We start from the raw sequence: 17,902 nt of genomic DNA, 5'->3' as shown, positions 1-17,902 counted from the left end.
CGCCCTGATGCAGCCTGAATGATTTTGTGTATTCTACGTTTTCACGCATTGGCGAGGGGGGAGAACCTCGCCGTGGACAGGGCATCTAAGCGCCCTTTATTTATTACACAGAGTAAAATAAATAAGCTCGGTTTTGTTTGACGGCTATCACGTTTCAGCTCCTGACAGCCATAAAACCATCACATTCTGACAAAATGAGTGTCTGAATGTTACAATTCGCTCATTCACCGCCCATTTTGTGGCGGTGAACTTTACTCGCTTTGAATATTAATTACGAGCTTTAAAAAAACTCAGTTAACGGGTTGATTGCAGGCGAGAAGCGTCGATGTGGAACAGGCGGGCAAAGTTTTCAGTGGTTGCCTGCGCCAGTTCTTCAACGGCAACACCCTTCAATACGGCCATATACTCTGCGACATCGCGAACCATTGCAGGCTGGTTCTCTTTACCACGATGCGGCACCGGAGCAAGATAAGGAGAGTCCGTCTCAACCAGCAGACGATCCAGAGGAACATAGCGGGCGGCATCACGTAACTGCTCGGCGTTGCGGAAGGTCACGATCCCGGAAAAAGAGATATAAAACCCAAGATCCAATAATTTACCCGCCGTCTCCCTGTCCTCTGTAAAACAGTGTAGTACGCCACCGCAATCCGTCACTTTTTCTTCGCGCAAAATCGCCAGCGTATCGGCGCGTGCGTCACGGGTATGCACAATCACGGGTTTATTTAATTCACGGCCAATCTGAATATGGTTAATGAAGGATTCTTGCTGGCGAACTTTTGTTTCCGGCGTATAAAAATAATCCAGCCCGGTCTCCCCCATGGCCACCACGCCTTCTTCAGCGGCAAAGCGACGCAGGTCTTCCACATCGTATGTTTCATCCTGGTTTAACGGGTGTACGCCGCAGGAAAACACAACGTTATCCCGCTCGCCAACCAGTTCGCGCATACTCCGGTATCCGGGCAGGGTTGTCGCCACCGCCAGGCAGAACTTCACCTCGCGCGCGGCGGCTTTTGCCAGCACGTCATCCACGTCCTTATGCAGAGATTGATAATCCAGGCCATCAAGATGGCAGTGTGAGTCGACTAAAAACATAATGTCTCTCTCAAAGATGGGAAACAGGCAACACGGCGCCTGGTTGCAGGTAATGCTCTATGCGGAGAATAAGATCGGTTAATACCAGTTCGCGGTTTAATCCGGTCACGTTAATCAGCTGTTCGCGACAATGGCAGACATCGCTGAGTATGGCCTGGATGCGTGCGACGGATAACCGTTCAGCTATCGACGCCACCAGCGTTCCGGCATCCTGATTTGTCAGGCTGGAAGCGCCATACCGGTATTTAAGGGCATCCATAAGCAGCGTCGCCAGCCAGTGTAAACGTACGGCGGCCTGTTCGTGATTCAACACCAACAGAAGGATATACCAGTCGCCGGATTGCAGCGTATTCGCCAGCGCTTCGCAAAGCGCGTTACGATGCGCCCAGCTGTCGGCCTGCAACAACGCCAGAGCGGCGCCGGGAGCCCCTGCGCTCAGGCGCAGCGCCGCCAGCAACGTCTCTTGTGACATTGTCACTTCACGAGAAAGCCATGAAACAGCGTATTGTTCAGATGGCGGCGCAAGATGATGCAGACGGCAGCGGCTGCGTAAAGTCGCCAGCAGGCGTGCCGGTTCACGGCTGGCAAGGAAGAACCAGGTTTGCTCCGGCGGCTCTTCCAGCGTCTTTAATAAGGCATTCGCCGCGGCATCAGTCAGCAGGGCCGCATCCGGGATCAACACGACTTTCGCGCCGCCAAGTCGAGAATGTTCGTACAGCTTCTCGCCCACGTCGCGTACCGCGTCCACGCCAAGGGTGCTTTTTCCCTTTTCCGGCAACAGCGAATAATAGTCAGGATGCGTACCCGCCTGCATTAACTGGCAGCCACGACAGCGCCCGCAGCTTTTATGCCCTTCCGGTTGCTGGCACAGCAAATAACGACTGAGGGCATAAATCAGCGCATCATCCCCCATTCCGGGCAACGCCTGAATCAGTAACGCATGGTGGCCCCGACCCGCCTGATAGCTTGCTACCAGTTTTTCAAAGTCTGGCCGTAACCACGGATACCATTTCATGCACCCTGCTCCTTGATCCAGGCCGTTACGATTGTGCGAATATCGTTCATCACAGCCTCCAGCGGCTGAGTCGCATCAATGGTGCGAATGCTGGCATCGCTGGCGGCCAGCTCAAGGTAGCGGGCACGCGTGCGATTGAAGAAATCCAGAGACTCCTGCTCAATGCGGTCAAGTTCGCCGCGCGCGCGCGCGCGTTTTAAGCCAACCTCCGGCGTCACATCCAGATACAGGGTCAGGTCAGGACGGAAGTCGCCCAATACAGCATCACGCAGCGTCGCCAGCATTGTCTGATCGATCCCACGGCCGCCACCCTGGTAGGCCTGAGTGGACAGGTCATGGCGATCGCCAATGACCCACGTTCCTTTCGCCAGCGCAGGCTTGATAACGGTTTCCACCAGTTGCACTCGCGCGGCATAAAACATCAGCACTTCAGCTTTATCCGTGATCGTTTCATCACCCACCGATTTGATGTCCAGCACCAGACTTCTTAATTTCTCTGCAAGCTGGGTGCCGCCCGGCTCACGCGTAAAAATCATGTCGTGAATACCCAGTTGCTCAAGTGTCTCCACCACCACGTTACGCGCGGTGGTTTTTCCGGCGCCTTCCAGGCCTTCGATGACGATATAGTTACTGCCCATTTTTTTCCTTAAGCACTTTCAGGTAGTCCTGCACTGACCGGTTATGGCTGGCAAGATTGGTGTTAAACGTGTGACCGCCCTTTCCGTCAGCCACAAAATAGAGGTACGGCGTTTTCGCCGGATGCGCGGCGGCTTTCAAAGAGGCTTCGCCAGGCATGGCGATAGGACCTGGCGGCAACCCGGTGATGGTATAGGTGTTATACGCCGTCGGCGTTTCCAGCGCCGCGCGCGACAGCTTACCATTATAACTCGCCCCCATGCCGTAAATCACGGTCGGATCGGTCTGCAAACGCATACCAATACGCAGACGGTTAATAAAGACCGATGCCACCTGGTCGCGTTCGCTGGCGACGGCCGTCTCTTTCTCGATAATAGACGCCATCGTCACCAGTTGATTCTTATCTTTATAAGGCAGCCCTTCCGCGCGCCCTTCCCAGACGTCATCTACCGCTTTAACCATCTTTTGATGCGCACGCTTCAAAAGTGCGACATCGGTGGTGTTGGCGGTATACATCCAGGTGTCCGGCCAGAACCAGCCTTCAAGCCAATCCGGGGTCTCCAGCTTCAGCGCCTGCGCGACGGTTTCGTAACGGTCATCGCTAAGCGTATGCTGAATATAAGGCGCATTTCGCAACTGATTCAAATAATCGCTCAGGCGCATCCCTTCGACCAGACGTAGCGGGAACTGTGCTTCTTTACCGCTTTCCAGCAGTTTCAGCATCTCCCGTACGGTCATATCAGGCGTTAAACGATAGGTGCCCGCTTTAAAGTTTGATAATTCAGGTTCAACGCGCAACAACCACTGAAACACGCGCGGCCGATTGATAATCTTGTCGGCGTAGAGTTGATCGCCTAATGCCAGACGCCCGGTTCCGGCCTTCAGGGTAAAGATCGTCTCTTCTTTTATTAACAAGGGACTGTCGGCCAGTTGGCGCACTTTCCACATTCCTGCGCCAGCGGCAATGCCCAACACAACGACCAGCAGAAGGAAAAAGCGTAACATTCTTTTCATGACTAATTCGGGTGCTCACAAAGTGGGGCTAAAAAATCGAACAATGAACGTGCAAACATCAGTTTATCGCCACAGGCGCGCACGGGAATCACGGGCATCAACGCATTGCAGATAACCATCTCATCGGCCTGCATAAGCGCGTCCTCCCTGGCATACACTTCGACAACCTGGAAAGGCGATTGTGCCAGCGACTGTAAACAAAATTGTCGCATAATGCCGTTTACCCCCGCCTGATCCAGGCGCGGCGTGTACACCACATTCTCTTTACGCCAGAACAAATTAGCCGCACAGCATTCCGTAACCCATCCCTCGCTGTCAAGAACCAGCGCTTCATCGGCGTTTGTCTGCTCAAGATGAGACCGGATCAGTACCTGTTCCAGCCGGTTAAGGTGTTTTATACCCGCAAGCATAGGGTTACGCCCCAGCCTTACGGGGCTTAGCGCCAGCGTAATACCTTCCGTACGCCAGCGTTCATAATGGGTGGGATAAGGAGAAACGGATAAAATTCGCGTGGCCTCACGGCAGTTTGACGGGCTGTAGCCCCTGCCGCCGCTGCCACGACTCAGGATAACTTTCAGTACGCCACTGTTCTGGCCTGCTGCCATCGCCGTCATTTCGTGTTGCAGCTCCGTCCATTGACTGAAGGGAAGCAGCAGTTTTTCGCAGGCATCCTGCAAACGGCGAAGGTGTGCGGGCAGGAGGCAAATTTTACCGTCACGGATTCGCGCAGTAGTGAAACAGCCATCACCAAACTGCGTCGCGCGATCGCTTGCGGCAAGAGAATCCTGTTCACGGCCATTAATTAAGAACATAGTGGCTCCTTATTCGTGGTCGATTAGTGTGGCAGGATGGTTAACACAGGACAAGGGAAGAAAGCTGAATAAAAAAGGCCCGACAAGCGGACCTTTTTACTCTCTGGTGGAACGACTTAGACCTTTTTGAAGATCAACGAGCCGTTAGTACCGCCAAAGCCGAAGGAGTTACACAGCGTATACTCCATTCCGTTAACCTGACGAGCTTCGTGAGGCACAAAGTCCAGGTCGCAACCTTCATCCGGGTTATCCAAGTTGATGGTTGGCGGAACAGCCTGGTCGCGCAGCGCCAGGATAGAGAAAATGGACTCTACCGCGCCCGCAGCACCCAGCAAGTGACCCGTCATGGATTTCGTCGAGCTGACCAGCACACGGCTTGCCGCATCGCCAAAGACAGATTTCACCGCCTGAGTTTCCGCTTTATCGCCTGCCGGCGTAGACGTACCGTGGGCGTTGACGTAACCAATCTGACCCGGCTCAATGGCCGCATCACGCAGCGCATTGACCATCGCCAGCGCGGCGCCCGCGCCGTTTTCCGGCGGTGACGTCATGTGATAAGCATCGCTGCTCATCCCGAAGCCAACGATTTCGGCATAAATTTTCGCGCCGCGCGCTTTTGCATGTTCGTACTCTTCCAGTACCACCATGCCCGCGCCATCGCCGAGAACAAAACCGTCACGCTCTTTATCCCACGGGCGGCTGGCCGCTTGCGGGTTATCATTACGTGTAGACAGCGCACGCGCTGCGCCAAAGCCACCGACACCCAGCGGCGTACTGGCTTTTTCCGCACCACCCGCTACCATCGCGTCCGCATCGCCGTATGCAATGATACGCGCGGCATGACCGATGTTATGTACGCCTGAGGTGCAGGCGGTAGCGATAGAGATGCTTGGCCCACGCAGGCCGTACATGATGGTCAGGTGACCTGCCACCATGTTAACAATCGTCGACGGAACAAAGAACGGGCTGATCTTACGCGGCCCACCGTTCACCAGGGAACTGTGGTTTTCTTCGATCAGTCCGAGACCGCCGATACCAGAGCCGATAGCGGCGCCAATACGGGCTGCGTTCTCTTCCGTTACTTCAAGGCCAGAATCCTGCATGGCCTGAACGCCAGCGACAATTCCATATTGAATGAAGGCATCCATCTTGCGCTGTTCTTTGCGCGAGATGATGTCGTCACAGTTAAAATCCTTTACTAAGCCAGCAAATTTCGTTGCATAGGCGCTAGTATCGAAATGGTCGATCAGGCTGATGCCACTCTGACCGGCAAGGAGAGCTTTCCAGGTAGACTCTACGGTATTGCCGACAGGAGACAACATGCCCAGTCCGGTCACAACTACACGACGCTTAGACACGTTTGTCCTCCAGGGAGGGAAAATGATTCTAGTGGGACAAAAAGATAAAACTCAGGCGGTCGAATGACCGCCTGGAGATGTTCACTTACGCCTGGTGACCGTTGATATAATCAATGGCAGCCTGAACGGTGGTGATTTTCTCAGCTTCTTCGTCCGGAATCTCAGTATCAAACTCTTCTTCCAGAGCCATTACCAGCTCAACGGTGTCAAGAGAATCTGCGCCCAGGTCTTCAACGAAAGAAGCATTGTTGGTAACTTCTTCCTGCTTAACGCCCAGCTGCTCGCCGATAATTTTCTTAACGCGTTCTTCGATAGTGCTCATACTCTTAAATTTCCTATCAAAACTCGCTTTCGCGATGGTTTTCGTAGTGTATAAAATGTTGAAAAATTTGCAACTAAATCCCGGCAGTTCTTACCACGATTTTACGTTATTTTGAGGCCAAGACCTACAATAACGCAAATATTTTTCGTGGTTAAACCATATACATTCCGCCGTTGACGTGCAGAGTCTCACCAGTGATGTAACTTGCTTCGTCAGAGGCTAAAAATGCAACCGCACTGGCGATTTCCTGAGCGCCGCCGAGGCGACCCGCAGGAACCTGCGCCAGAATACCCGCACGCTGATCATCAGACAGCGCACGCGTCATGTCCGTTTCAATAAAGCCCGGAGCCACAACATTGACAGTAATCCCACGCGACGCAACTTCACGCGCCAGTGATTTACTGAAGCCAATCAGACCCGCTTTCGCCGCAGCGTAGTTAGCCTGACCCGCATTTCCCATGGTACCAACCACAGAACCGATAGTGATAATACGTCCATGACGTTTTTTCATCATAGCGCGCATTACCGCTTTTGACAGACGGAAAACAGATGACAGATTGGTTTCGAGAATATCGTTCCACTCATCATCTTTCATTCGCATCAGCAGATTATCGCGAGTGATACCGGCATTATTGACCAGGATATCAACTTCACCAAATTCTGCGCGAATATTTTCCAGAACAGATTCAATAGATGCCGGATCGGTCACATTCAACATCAGACCTTTACCGTTCGCACCTAAGTATTCGCTAATGGCCTGAGCGCCATTTTCGCTGGTAGCAGTACCGATGACTTTCGCGCCACGGGCAACGAGCGTCTCAGCAATTGCGCGGCCAATGCCACGGCTTGCACCGGTAACCAGCGCGACTTTTCCTTCAAAACTCATGGTTTTCCTCTTTTATTGCTCAAGCGCCGCTGACAGTGCCGCCGGTTCGTTTAGCGCCGAGGCCGTCAGGGTGTCAACAATACGTTTAGTCAGACCAGTGAGGACTTTACCTGGACCCACTTCATAAAGGTGTTCAACACCTTGTGCTGCGATAAATTCTACACTCTTCGTCCACTGCACCGGGTTGTACAGCTGGCGTACCAGCGCATCACGGATAGCGTTAGCGTCGGTTTCACACTTCACGTCAACGTTATTCACAACCGGTACGGTCGGGGCATTGAAGGTGATTTTCGCTAATTCAACCGCCAGCTTATCTGCCGCAGGTTTCATCAGCGCACAGTGTGACGGCACGCTTACCGGCAGCGGCAGCGCACGTTTTGCGCCAGCGGCTTTACAGGCTGCGCCCGCACGTTCAACCGCATCTTTATGCCCGGCGATAACCACCTGGCCCGGAGAGTTAAAGTTCACCGGAGAAACCACCTGGCCTTCAGCCGCCTCTTCACACGCTTTGGCGATGGACGCATCATCCAGACCGATGATCGCCGCCATTGCGCCGGTGCCTTCCGGCACAGCTTCCTGCATGAATTTGCCGCGCAGTTCAACCAGACGAACCGCGTCAGCGAAATCGATGACGCCAGCACATACCAGCGCGGAGTATTCCCCCAGGCTGTGTCCTGCCATCAGCGCAGGCGCTTTACCGCCCTGCTGCTGCCATACGCGATACAGCGCAACGGAAGCGGCCAGCAATGCTGGCTGAGTCTGCCAGGTCTTATTCAGTTCTTCCGCAGGCCCTTGCTGCGTCAGCGCCCACAGATCATAACCCAGCGCCGCAGAAGCTTCAGCAAAGGTTTCTTCTACGATCGGGTAGCTGGCTGCCATTTCAGACAACATCCCAACCGTCTGGGAACCCTGCCCCGGGAACACAAAAGCAAATTGCGTCATGTTTAAATCCTTATACTAGAAACGAACCAGCGCGGAGCCCCAGGTGAATCCACCCCCGAAGGCCTCAAGCAATACCAACTGCCCGGCTTTAATCCGCCCGTCGCGCACGGCTTCATCCAGCGCGCACGGCACAGAGGCCGCAGAGGTGTTGCCGTGTCTGTCCAGCGTAACCACCACATTATCCATCGACATACCCAGCTTTTTCGCTGTCGCGCTGATGATGCGCAGGTTAGCCTGGTGCGGAACCAGCCAGTCCAGAGCGGAACGATCCAGATTATTCGCCGCCAGCGTCTCGTCAACGATGTGTGCCAGTTCAGTTACCGCCACTTTAAACACCTCGTTGCCCGCCATCGTCAGATAAATCGGATTTTCTGGATTGACGCGATCGGCGTTTGGCAGCGTCAGCAACTCACCGTAGCTGCCGTCTGCATGAAGATGCGTCGAAATAATGCCTGGTTCTTCGGATGCGCTCAGAACCGCTGCGCCCGCGCCGTCACCAAAGATAATGATCGTCCCGCGATCGGTGGGATCGCAGGTGCGCGCCAGGACATCGGAACCGATGACCAGCGCATATTTAACGGCGCCTGATTTTACATACTGATCGGCAACGCTTAACGCGTAGGTAAAACCGGCGCAGGCCGCTGCAACGTCAAACGCCGGGCAGCCTTTAATGCCCAACATGCTCTGAATCTGGCATGCTGCGCTTGGGAAAGCATGTGTTGCTGACGTGGTTGCAACCACAATCAAGCCAATCTGGTCTTTATCGATGCCCGCCATTTCAAGCGCGCGGTTTGCGGCTGTATAGCCCATCGTCGCGACTGTTTCGTTTGGCGCTGCAATATGGCGTTCACGGATGCCTGTACGCGTGACAATCCACTCGTCAGACGTCTCTACCATCTTTTCCAAATCGGCGTTAGTACGCACTTGTTCAGGCAGATAGCTGCCAGTACCAATAATCTTTGTATACATGTACGCTCAGTCACTTTTCGGTTATATACCACCGCGTGCAAACTGCTGGTATGTTGGTTGCGCTCAGGTTACACCGTTAATTGTGCACCCGTGAGTGTCCGTTTTTGCCACCTTCCAACAGTTCGAATCCGGCTGGGTATACAGATTCCAGGCGAGCGGCAATTCGCTGAGGAACTTGTCGCTGCACCGCCTGCACTGCCTGTTCAATCGCGACGGCAAATGCTCGCTGATTGGCCGCACCATGACTTTTAATCACCGTGCCACGCAATCCTAACAGACAGGCGCCATTATACTGGTCGGGGTTGAGGTGACTGAATCGCCTCGTCAGGCTTTTTTGTAACCAACGTTTTAATAACAGCAGCCACCACGACCGTTTTTTACTCTCACCCTGAGATTTCAGCAGTGAAAGGAACATCCTGACAACCCCTTCCATTGTCTTTAATGTGACATTACCTGTAAATCCGTCACATACCAGCACATCAGTTTTTCCCGTCAATAATTCATTGGCTTCAAGATAACCAATGTAATTGATGGAAGGGACTGTTTTGAGCAACGCAGAGGCATCACGAATACTGTCGAGACCTTTGGTTTCTTCTTCACCAATATTGAGCAACGCCACGCGGGGATTGGTTATCCCAATCACCTCTTCCGCCATCACGGACCCCATCACGGCAAACTGCACCAACATGGTACTGTCACAATCGACGTTGGCGCCTAAATCCAGCACCACCGTTTTTCCTTTCTGCTGATGCGGTAAAACCGTCATCAACGCAGGACGCTCAATGCCCTCAAGGGGTTTGAGCAATAACTTCGCAAGTCCCATGAGCGCGCCCGTATTACCGGCGCTCACACAGGCTTCGGCTCGGCCTTCTTTCACGAGCTCCAGGGCCACACGCATTGAGCTACCGCGACTGGCGCGGATAGCCTGCGAAGGCCGGGCATCACTGGCAATAACTGACTGTGCAGGGATAATCTGCAGACGCGAACGTTGTTCAAAGTCAGCTTTGGCAAGTAATGGCGTGATGGTATCGGGATCCCCGACTAAAAGAAGTGTGAGTTGCGAATTAGAATTCAGTGCCTGCAGTGCTGCAGGCACTGTCACGGAAGGGCCAAAATCTCCCCCCATGACATCTAACGCCAGGGTTAGACGTGTCAAGGTATCGTCGCTGCCTGGTTTGGTGTTTCCCCGCTTACGCGGGGAAATCCTCACTAAGCTTCATCACGCTTGCGCGTGATTACTTAGCGATGACCTTACGGCCGCGGTAGTAACCGTCGGCAGTGATGTGGTGACGCAGGTGTTTTTCACCAGAAGTTTTGTCTACAGACAGGCTGGTGACTGCGGTCAGAGCGTCATGAGAACGACGCATGCCACGTTTGGAACGGGTTGGTTTATTCTGTTGTACGGCCATGGACCTTACTCCTCAATTACTTACGCTTTAAGCTGGCTAATACGGCAAATGGGTTTGGTTTTTGCGCTTCATCAGGCAATTCACCAAAGACCATGTCCGCCTCGGACACTTCACAGTGTTCAGAATCATGCACCGGAACTACCGGCAAGGAGAGGATGATTTCATCTTCAACCATTGCAAGCAGATCGATTTCACCGAATTCGTTAACCTCAATCGGTTCATACGCTTCCGGGAGTGCTTCAGCCTGTTCGTCAGAACGAACCGGACTAAAACAATACGTTGTGTGAACCTGATGGGTAAACGGCTTCCCGCAACGCTGGCATTCGAGCGATACCGTCACCTTCGCATCACCCGTAATAACGGCAAGACGTTGGTTATCGATAGCGAACGACATGGAGCATTCCACATCACTGTCCACACTGACTACAGAATCGGCGACGCGCTCTACCAGATCAGAAGTATAGATACCTTCATAATCGAGGCGTTTTTGAGCCGTACGAACCGGATCAAGAGTCAGGGGTAATTTTACCTTTTGCATAGGGCGCGCATATTAACTTTGTAACGTCATAGAGTCAAAGAAAAAGGCAGCCTGCGGTTGCCTTTTGCCAATAATTCGCACACATTGCGGGTTACAGACTTATTTTCGCTCAAACCGTGACTGTATGTCATGCTTGAAGGACGAAGAGCATAGTTTAAGATGGCTCTCATTAATACGCTATATCTGAGGGAAAAAAATATGCCCCGTCTCATCCTTGCTTCTACCTCTCCCTGGCGTCGCGCGCTGCTCGAAAAACTGGCGATCCCTTTCGAGTGCGCGGCTCCCGAGGTTGACGAAACGCCCATGTCTGGCGAAGCGCCGCGCCATTTGGTCTCTCGCCTCGCACAGGCGAAAGCGCAATCGCTCGCCCACCGTTTCCCCGATCATCTGATTATTGGCTCCGATCAAATTTGCGTTCTGGATGGCGAAATTACCGGCAAACCGTTAACCGAAGAAAAAGCGCGCCAGCAATTAACCAAAGCCAGCGGTAATATTGTGACGTTTTATACCGGACTGGCGCTTTATAATTCTGCAACCGGACATTTACAAACGGAAGTCGAACCGTTTGATGTGCATTTCCGCCATTTAAGCGAAACGGAAATAGAGGACTATGTCCGCAAAGAGCGTCCATTGCATTGTGCCGGAAGTTTTAAAAGCGAAGGTCTTGGCATTGCCCTTTTCGAGCGCCTGGAGGGGCGAGATCCCAATACCCTTATTGGGCTACCGCTGATTGCGCTGTGCCAGATGCTGCGCCGGGAAGAGATGAACCCGCTGATGGCATAGTGGATGCGTCTGATGGGGACGCTAAAACATCTTATCAGGCCCACAGCGAAGCAATGCCCGTAGGCCTGATAAGCACAGCGCCATCAGTAAAGATGCCGGATGGCGACGTACGTCTTATCCGGCCTACAGGTTTAGCGCGATAATATCGCAACGCGCATCAGGCTTTGTTACGTAACACCTGAAGGCAATGCTTGAGTTGGTTATCCATCGGCGCTTCGATACGCATCACCTCGCCAGTCCCCGGATGGGTAAACTTCAGCGCTGCCGCGTGCAGAAAAAGCCGTGACAGCCCCGTTCCCGCAAGCTGCTTATCAAATTCGCGATCGCCGTAACGATCGTCAAACGCGATCGGATGGCCCGCATGCAGCGTATGCACACGAATCTGATGCGTACGTCCCGTCACCGGGCTACAGCGCACCAGCGTCGCAAACGCATAGCGCTCTTCAACCTTAAAGCGCGTTTCGGAGGGTTTTCCTTCCTGACTCACACGAACAATACGTTCGCCGCTTTGCAGAATATTCTTTAATAAAGGCGCCTGTACCGATTTAACATGCGACTGCCACTGGCCGCGAACCAGCGCCAGATAATCTTTCTGCATCCCCTTCTCACGCAGTTGCTCATGCAAAGAACGCAGCGCTGAGCGTTTTTTCGCAACCAGCAGTACGCCAGAGGTATCGCGGTCAAGACGATGCACCAGTTCCAGGAAACGCGCTTCTGGCCGCAACGCGCGCAGCCCCTCAATAACGCCGAAGCTCAACCCGCTTCCGCCATGCACCGCCGTGCCGGAAGGTTTGTTCAGCACCAGGATATGGTCATCTTCATACAAAATGACATCGGCCAGCGCCGCCACTTTTTGCAGATGCGGCGAAACGGCCTCTTCTTCGCGTTCGGCGACGCGCACCGGCGGAATACGCACTTCATCCCCGGCTTCGAGCTTATATTCCGGTTTGATGCGTTTTTTGTTCACCCGCACTTCACCTTTACGCAAAATGCGGTAAATCATGCTTTTCGGTACGCCTTTGAGTTGCGTGCGCAAAAAGTTATCGATGCGTTGCCCCGCTTCGTCGGCAGTAATGGCAACTATTTTTACGGATGGAGTCTCAGTTTTCATGGGGGCCGATTCTAAATAGCCATAAGGATTAGCGCCACTCATTTTTCTATGCTTATATTTACTTCTATATCCTGTTACTCACGTTCAACATGACCAATTTGCTGGTTATTAAACCAATCGCCATGAGGAAGTGAAAAAACTGTGAGTAACCGGGTGATAAATGGTAAAAGTCATCTTGCTATAACAAGGTTAGCAGTGGAATAATGTAACCGTTTCCGTGTCGAACCTTGTTAAAACAAGAAATTTTACGGAATGACCCATTTTGCCAGACAGATCATCAACGCAGCAATGGCGTAAGACGTATTGATTTTTCAGGCAGTTAGCGGGCTGCGGGTTGCAGTCCTTACCGGTATATGTTCTATGTACTACGCGTTGCAGAAAGGCGGCAAATCTGGGAATCCCCAGGAGCTTATGCCCGGGTGAGCAGATAAAGCCAACGCATCTGCGGCGTGAAAGACGATGAACATAATGGAATCTTCTCTGGAGAGTAACTCCCAGGCTGTTCCCCTGATAATTGCGCTGTATTTCCGTATGAAATACAGGCAACCGACACTCTGCGCCTCTTTGAGCAGACGATAACCGTGAGGTTGGCGACGCGAATAGACACGAGGCCATCGGTTCACACCCGGAAAGGCATTACTATGCCCGCAGCTTAGTCGTCAATGTAAGAATAATGAGTAAGTTACGATGAAAAGAATGTTAATCAACGCAACTCAGCAGGAAGAGTTGCGTGTTGCCCTTGTAGATGGGCAGCGCCTGTACGACCTGGACATTGAGAGTCCAGGGCACGAGCAGAAAAAAGCGAACATCTATAAAGGCAAAATTACCCGTATCGAACCGAGTCTGGAAGCGGCTTTTGTTGATTACGGCGCTGAACGTCACGGTTTCCTCCCGTTAAAAGAAATTGCCCGCGAATATTTCCCCGCCAACTACAACGCCCACGGCCGTCCAAACATTAAAGATGTGTTGCGCGAAGGTCAGGAAGTGATTGTTCAGATTGATAAAGAAGAACGCGGCAACAAAGGCGCTGCGCTGACGACGTTTATCAGTCTGGCAGGGAGCTATCTGGTTTTAATGCCGAACAACCCGCGCGCGGGCGGCATCTCCCGTCGCATTGAAGGCGACGATCGCACCGAATTAAAAGAAGCGCTGGCAAGCCTCGAACTGCCTGACGGCATGGGGCTTATCGTGCGTACCGCAGGCGTCGGCAAATCCGCCGAAGCGTTGCAGTGGGACCTGAGCTTCCGCCTGAAACACTGGGAAGCGATTCAGAAAGCCGCTGAAAGCCGCCCTGCTCCATTCCTGATCCATCAGGAAAGCAACGTTATCGTCCGCGCATTCCGTGACTACTTACGTCAGGATATCGGCGAAATTCTTATCGATAATCCGAAAGTGCTTGAGCTGGCGCGCCAGCACATCGCGGCGTTGGGTCGCCCGGATTTCAGCAGCAAGATTAAGCTTTACACCGGCGAAATTCCGCTGTTCAGCCACTACCAGATCGAGTCGCAAATTGAATCCGCCTTCCAGCGTGAAGTGCGTCTGCCTTCCGGCGGCTCTATCGTTATCGACACAACCGAAGCGTTAACCGCAATTGATATTAACTCCGCGCGAGCCACACGCGGCGGCGATATCGAAGAAACCGCGTTTAACACAAACCTGGAAGCGGCCGATGAAATTGCTCGCCAGTTGCGCTTGCGCGACCTCGGCGGCCTGATCGTTATCGACTTCATCGACATGACGCCAGTACGCCACCAGCGCGCGGTGGAAAACCGTCTGCGCGAAGCGGTACGTCAGGATCGTGCGCGTATCCAGATTAGCCATATTTCTCGTTTTGGCCTGCTGGAGATGTCCCGCCAGCGTCTCAGTCCGTCTCTGGGCGAGTCCAGCCATCACGTCTGCCCACGCTGTAGCGGCACCGGCACCGTCCGCGACAACGAATCGCTCTCCTTGTCTATTCTGCGTCTGATTGAAGAAGAAGCGCTGAAAGAGAATACCCAGGAAGTTCACGCCATTGTTCCGGTCCCGATCGCCTCTTACCTGCTTAACGAAAAGCGCACCGCGGTTAATGCTATTGAGACTCGCCAGGATGGCGTGCGCTGCGTGATCGTACCAAACGATCAGATGGAAACGCCGCACTACTCCGTTTTGCGCGTACGTAAAGGGGAAGAAACGCCAACCCTGAGCTACATGCTGCCGAAACTGCATGAAGAAGCGATGGCGTTACCTTCTGAAGAAGAGTACGCCGAGCGTAAACGCCCTGAACAACCAGCACTGGCGACCTTCGCGATGCCGGAAGTGCCGCCTGCGCCGACGCCAGCAGAACCTGCGGTGAAAGCAGCGACGGCAGCACCGAAAGCCGTTGCCACTGCGCCTGCACAACCAGGTCTGCTTACCCGCTTCTTCGGCGCGCTGAAAAACATGTTCAGCGGCAGCGAAGTCGCTAAGCCGGTTGAACAACCTGCACCGAAAGCAGAGGAAAAACCGGAGCGTCAGCAGGATCGTCGTAAGTCTCGCCAGAATAATCGCCGCGACCGTAACGATCGCCGTGACAACCGTGATAATCGCGACAACCGCGCTGAAGGCGGTGAAAACCGTGATGACAACCGTCGTAACCGTCGTCAGGCGCAGCAGCAGAACGCAGAAGCGCGTGACAACCGCCAGCAGTCTAACGACGTTGCCGATAAGGCGAAGTCCGGTGACGAGCAGCAGACGCCGCGTCGTGAACGCAACCGTCGTCGCAACGATGAAAAACGTCAGGCACAGCAAGAAGTCAAGGCGCTGAACCTGGATGAGCAACCGACTCAGGAAACAGAACAGGAAGAACGCGTTCGCCAGGCGCAGCCTCGCCGCAAACAGCGTCAGCTGAGCCAGAAAGTTCGTTACACAGACTCTGCAACCTCTGAAGCAGAAGCTGTCGCAACGCCAGTCGTCGAAGACGCTGTCGCCGCCCAGCCTGCTACGCAAAGCGCGCCTGCTCAGCGTACTGAACTGGCGAAAGTTGACCTGCCAGCGATCGCAGACGTTGCGCCAGCAGAGCAGGAAGAAAACGGCGAAGCGCGTGATAACGCAGGAATGCCGCGTCGCTCCCGTCGTTCTCCTCGCCACCTGCGCGTCAGCGGCCAGCGTCGTCGTCGCTACCGCGATGAGCGTTACCCGCTTCAATCGCCAATGCCGTTAACCGTCGCTTGCGCCTCACCGGAAATGGCGTCTGGCAAAGTGTGGATTCGCTACCCTGTCGCCCGTCCTCAGGATACGCAGGTTGAAGCACAGCACGAAGAAGAGACCGTACAAGCTCAGCCGGTTGCAGTAGAGCCACAGGTCGTCGCTGCCGCAGCCGAACAGGTTGTAGAGGCACCGGTTCAAACTGAAACCGTTGTCGCTGAACCTCAGCCCGCTACTGTGGAAACAACGCATCCTGAAGTGATTGCCACCCCGGTTGAAGAACAACCTCAGGTGATTGCAGAGGCTGACGTCCCTGTTGCGCAGGAAGTCGCTGCACAAGCGGAACCTGTCGCTGGCGTTCAGGAAACCACGACGGCTGAAGAATCCGCTGACGTTGTCATCGCCGAACCGGAAGAGATCGTTAAAGAAACGGTTGAACCTGTCGTTGTTGCCGCTGAACCGGAAGAGATTATCGCTGCGCCAGTCGCCGTTGCAGTTGCTGAAACCGTGTCAGAAAGCGCGGTAACTACCGGGGAGAAACCTGTCAGCCACGCCAGTGCGCCGATGACCCGCGCGCCTGCGCCGGAATATGTCCCGGAAGCGCCACATCACAGCGACTGGCAGCGCCCTGCCTTCATCTTTGAAGGTAAAGGTGCGGCAGGTGGTCATAGCGCAACGCATCAGGCCGCCGCGCCAGCCACGCGCCCGCAGCCTGTAGAATAAGCTGAACGCGATGTTAAAGATAAGCCGACCTGCGGGTCGGCTTTTTTGTACCTGCAATCGGTGCCCGTTATCTGTTTTCCGGGCAAAAAAATGCCCGCTCCGGGGTGAAGGGAGCGGGCAGACAAAACATACCCAGTTTCATGATATGTTTCAAAACATGTGCTATTTGTTCAACTGAAACAGAGACATTCCTTGCATATCGCTAAATGCTTTATAGGACGCCTGTAACGCAGCCTGTTGCATTACATACGACGAGATGGCCGCGTTCCAGTCCACATCGACCAGATTACTCATCTGCTGTGCCTGACCCAGCGCGCGCTCGCTTCCCAATGAATCCAGAGAATCCAGCTCACTCAATTGCGTTCCCAGTTCCGCACGAACGGTCAGGACGTTATTAAGGGAGTTTTTCAGGCCACGGTTTGTTTTATCAATCGCCGCAGCAGCTTCCGCCTTCTTCACATCATCGTCAGCAACCGGCGTTTTCAGCGCTGCAATGGCCGTATCCAGCATCGCAAACAGGCTGGTTTCTGAAGCGCTGTTGTCGGGTTCCGGTACGGCATTACTGGTAATACGATTAAAAATCTGATCGCCCGTATGACCAATCACCATCGTACGCGAAGCATCAACCTGCTGGGTGATGTTTTCAGTGCCACCGCTATAGTCGCCATTTGCCTGATCAAACGGCGCTTTTTCAGTTTTATAGCCTGCGAAAATGTAACGACCGTTGCCGTCGGTGCTGTTGGCCAGGTTCATTAACTGATCGCGAACCCCCTGTAGATCGCTCGCCAGCGAGGCGCGGTCATCATCGCTTAAGGTGCCGTTAGCGGCGTAAACGATTTTTTCCTGCGCAGTTTGAATTGCAGCTGTCACCTGACTTAGCACGTTTTCTTCCAGCGACACTTTCTGAGTGGCAAAGGTACGTGCCAGCGCATACTGACTGTTCTGAGCCTGGGCCTGAGCGAGTACGATAGCCTGAGAAGCGGCAATAGGATCGTCAGACGGATTAATCACGCGCTTACCGGTGGACATCTGCTCACCGTACTTCATCCATTCAGCCTGGGAATTGGTGATACCACGCATATTCTGCTGGTACATCATCTGGGTACTGATACGCATTTATCCTCCTCTCC

At 53.6% G+C, this 17,902-nt stretch carries 17 protein-coding genes; 2 read left to right on the top strand and 15 right to left on the bottom strand.

The features are described 5' to 3' along the window. Positions 1-294 precede the first annotated feature (294 nt). The 13 genes from OGV50_RS11975 to yceD all read right to left on the bottom strand — a co-directional run bounded on the left by OGV50_RS11975 (position 295) and on the right by yceD (position 10,993). The gene (locus tag OGV50_RS11975; RefSeq protein ID WP_012132822.1) at positions 295-1,092 is read right to left on the bottom strand and encodes a metal-dependent hydrolase; all 798 of its coding nucleotides are present in this window, start codon (positions 1,090-1,092) and stop codon (positions 295-297) included. A 10-nt stretch (positions 1,093-1,102) separates the two neighbouring features. Further along, positions 1,103-2,107 carry a DNA polymerase III subunit delta' gene (holB, locus tag OGV50_RS11970; RefSeq protein ID WP_114848569.1) on the bottom strand — a complete coding sequence of 335 codons (1,005 nt, stop codon included), beginning with the start codon at positions 2,105-2,107 and terminating at the stop codon, positions 1,103-1,105. Continuing rightward, positions 2,104-2,745 carry a dTMP kinase gene (tmk, locus tag OGV50_RS11965; protein WP_200092484.1) on the bottom strand — a complete coding sequence of 214 codons (642 nt, stop codon included), beginning with the start codon at positions 2,743-2,745 and terminating at the stop codon, positions 2,104-2,106. The genes holB and tmk overlap by 4 nt, the downstream gene beginning before the upstream one ends. Then, positions 2,735-3,757, bottom strand: a complete 1,023-nt coding sequence (gene yceG, locus OGV50_RS11960; RefSeq protein WP_134769477.1) for a cell division protein YceG — start codon at positions 3,755-3,757, stop codon at positions 2,735-2,737. The genes tmk and yceG overlap by 11 nt, the downstream gene beginning before the upstream one ends. Before the next feature lie 2 nt (positions 3,758-3,759). Then, complete coding sequence (gene pabC / locus OGV50_RS11955; protein ID WP_012132826.1) at positions 3,760-4,569, bottom strand: aminodeoxychorismate lyase; 810 nt, start codon at positions 4,567-4,569, stop codon at positions 3,760-3,762. A 116-nt stretch (positions 4,570-4,685) separates the two neighbouring features. Next, positions 4,686-5,927, bottom strand: a complete 1,242-nt coding sequence (fabF, locus tag OGV50_RS11950) for a beta-ketoacyl-ACP synthase II (protein WP_058669004.1) — start codon at positions 5,925-5,927, stop codon at positions 4,686-4,688. A gap of 85 nt (positions 5,928-6,012) precedes the next feature. After that, positions 6,013-6,249, bottom strand: a complete 237-nt coding sequence (gene acpP / locus OGV50_RS11945) for an acyl carrier protein (RefSeq protein ID WP_000103754.1) — start codon at positions 6,247-6,249, stop codon at positions 6,013-6,015. Positions 6,250-6,400: 151 nt separating this feature from the next. Continuing rightward, positions 6,401-7,135: a 3-oxoacyl-ACP reductase FabG gene (fabG, locus tag OGV50_RS11940; RefSeq protein WP_012132828.1), complete on the bottom strand. Its 735-nt coding sequence runs from the start codon at positions 7,133-7,135 to the stop codon at positions 6,401-6,403. Between the two features lie 12 nt (positions 7,136-7,147). Beyond that, positions 7,148-8,077 carry an ACP S-malonyltransferase gene (fabD, locus tag OGV50_RS11935; RefSeq protein WP_058669003.1) on the bottom strand — a complete coding sequence of 310 codons (930 nt, stop codon included), beginning with the start codon at positions 8,075-8,077 and terminating at the stop codon, positions 7,148-7,150. 15 nt (positions 8,078-8,092) lie between these two features. After that, positions 8,093-9,046 carry a beta-ketoacyl-ACP synthase III gene (gene fabH / locus OGV50_RS11930; protein ID WP_012132830.1) on the bottom strand — a complete coding sequence of 318 codons (954 nt, stop codon included), beginning with the start codon at positions 9,044-9,046 and terminating at the stop codon, positions 8,093-8,095. A 76-nt stretch (positions 9,047-9,122) separates the two neighbouring features. Further along, positions 9,123-10,202 (bottom strand): phosphate acyltransferase PlsX, encoded by a 1,080-nt coding sequence (plsX, locus tag OGV50_RS11925; RefSeq protein WP_071818860.1) that lies wholly within the window; start codon positions 10,200-10,202, stop codon positions 9,123-9,125. Positions 10,203-10,281: 79 nt separating this feature from the next. Next, positions 10,282-10,455, bottom strand: a complete 174-nt coding sequence (rpmF, locus tag OGV50_RS11920; protein WP_000290727.1) for a 50S ribosomal protein L32 — start codon at positions 10,453-10,455, stop codon at positions 10,282-10,284. Between the two features lie 16 nt (positions 10,456-10,471). Continuing rightward, on the bottom strand, positions 10,472-10,993 hold the full coding sequence (gene yceD, locus OGV50_RS11915; protein ID WP_012132832.1) for a 23S rRNA accumulation protein YceD: 522 nt from the start codon (positions 10,991-10,993) through the stop codon (positions 10,472-10,474). Positions 10,994-11,191: 198 nt separating this feature from the next. Here yceD and OGV50_RS11910 point away from each other — a divergent pair, with 198 nt between their 5' ends. Next, a complete protein-coding gene (locus tag OGV50_RS11910) occupies positions 11,192-11,776 on the top strand; it encodes a Maf family protein (protein WP_012132833.1) in 585 nt (194 codons plus the stop codon). Positions 11,777-11,933: 157 nt separating this feature from the next. On the opposite strand, the gene rluC is transcribed toward OGV50_RS11910, so the two are convergent. Beyond that, on the bottom strand, positions 11,934-12,887 hold the full coding sequence (gene rluC / locus OGV50_RS11905) for a 23S rRNA pseudouridine(955/2504/2580) synthase RluC (RefSeq protein ID WP_012132836.1): 954 nt from the start codon (positions 12,885-12,887) through the stop codon (positions 11,934-11,936). 687 nt (positions 12,888-13,574) lie between these two features. Between rluC and rne the strand changes: the two genes are divergently transcribed. After that, entirely contained in the window at positions 13,575-16,772 is a 3,198-nt protein-coding gene (gene rne / locus OGV50_RS11900; protein ID WP_286488555.1) for a ribonuclease E, read from the top strand. A 162-nt stretch (positions 16,773-16,934) separates the two neighbouring features. Here rne and flgL read toward each other — a convergent pair whose 3' ends face one another. Further along, the gene (gene flgL, locus OGV50_RS11895; RefSeq protein ID WP_047457528.1) at positions 16,935-17,888 is read right to left on the bottom strand and encodes a flagellar hook-associated protein FlgL; all 954 of its coding nucleotides are present in this window, start codon (positions 17,886-17,888) and stop codon (positions 16,935-16,937) included. Between the last annotated feature and the right edge of the window lie 14 nt (positions 17,889-17,902).

This window comes from Citrobacter sp. CK180 (assembly GCF_030333655.1).
Taxonomy (GTDB): domain Bacteria; phylum Pseudomonadota; class Gammaproteobacteria; order Enterobacterales; family Enterobacteriaceae; genus Citrobacter_B; species Citrobacter_B koseri.
This window is presented reverse-complemented; position numbering and strand designations above follow the sequence as displayed.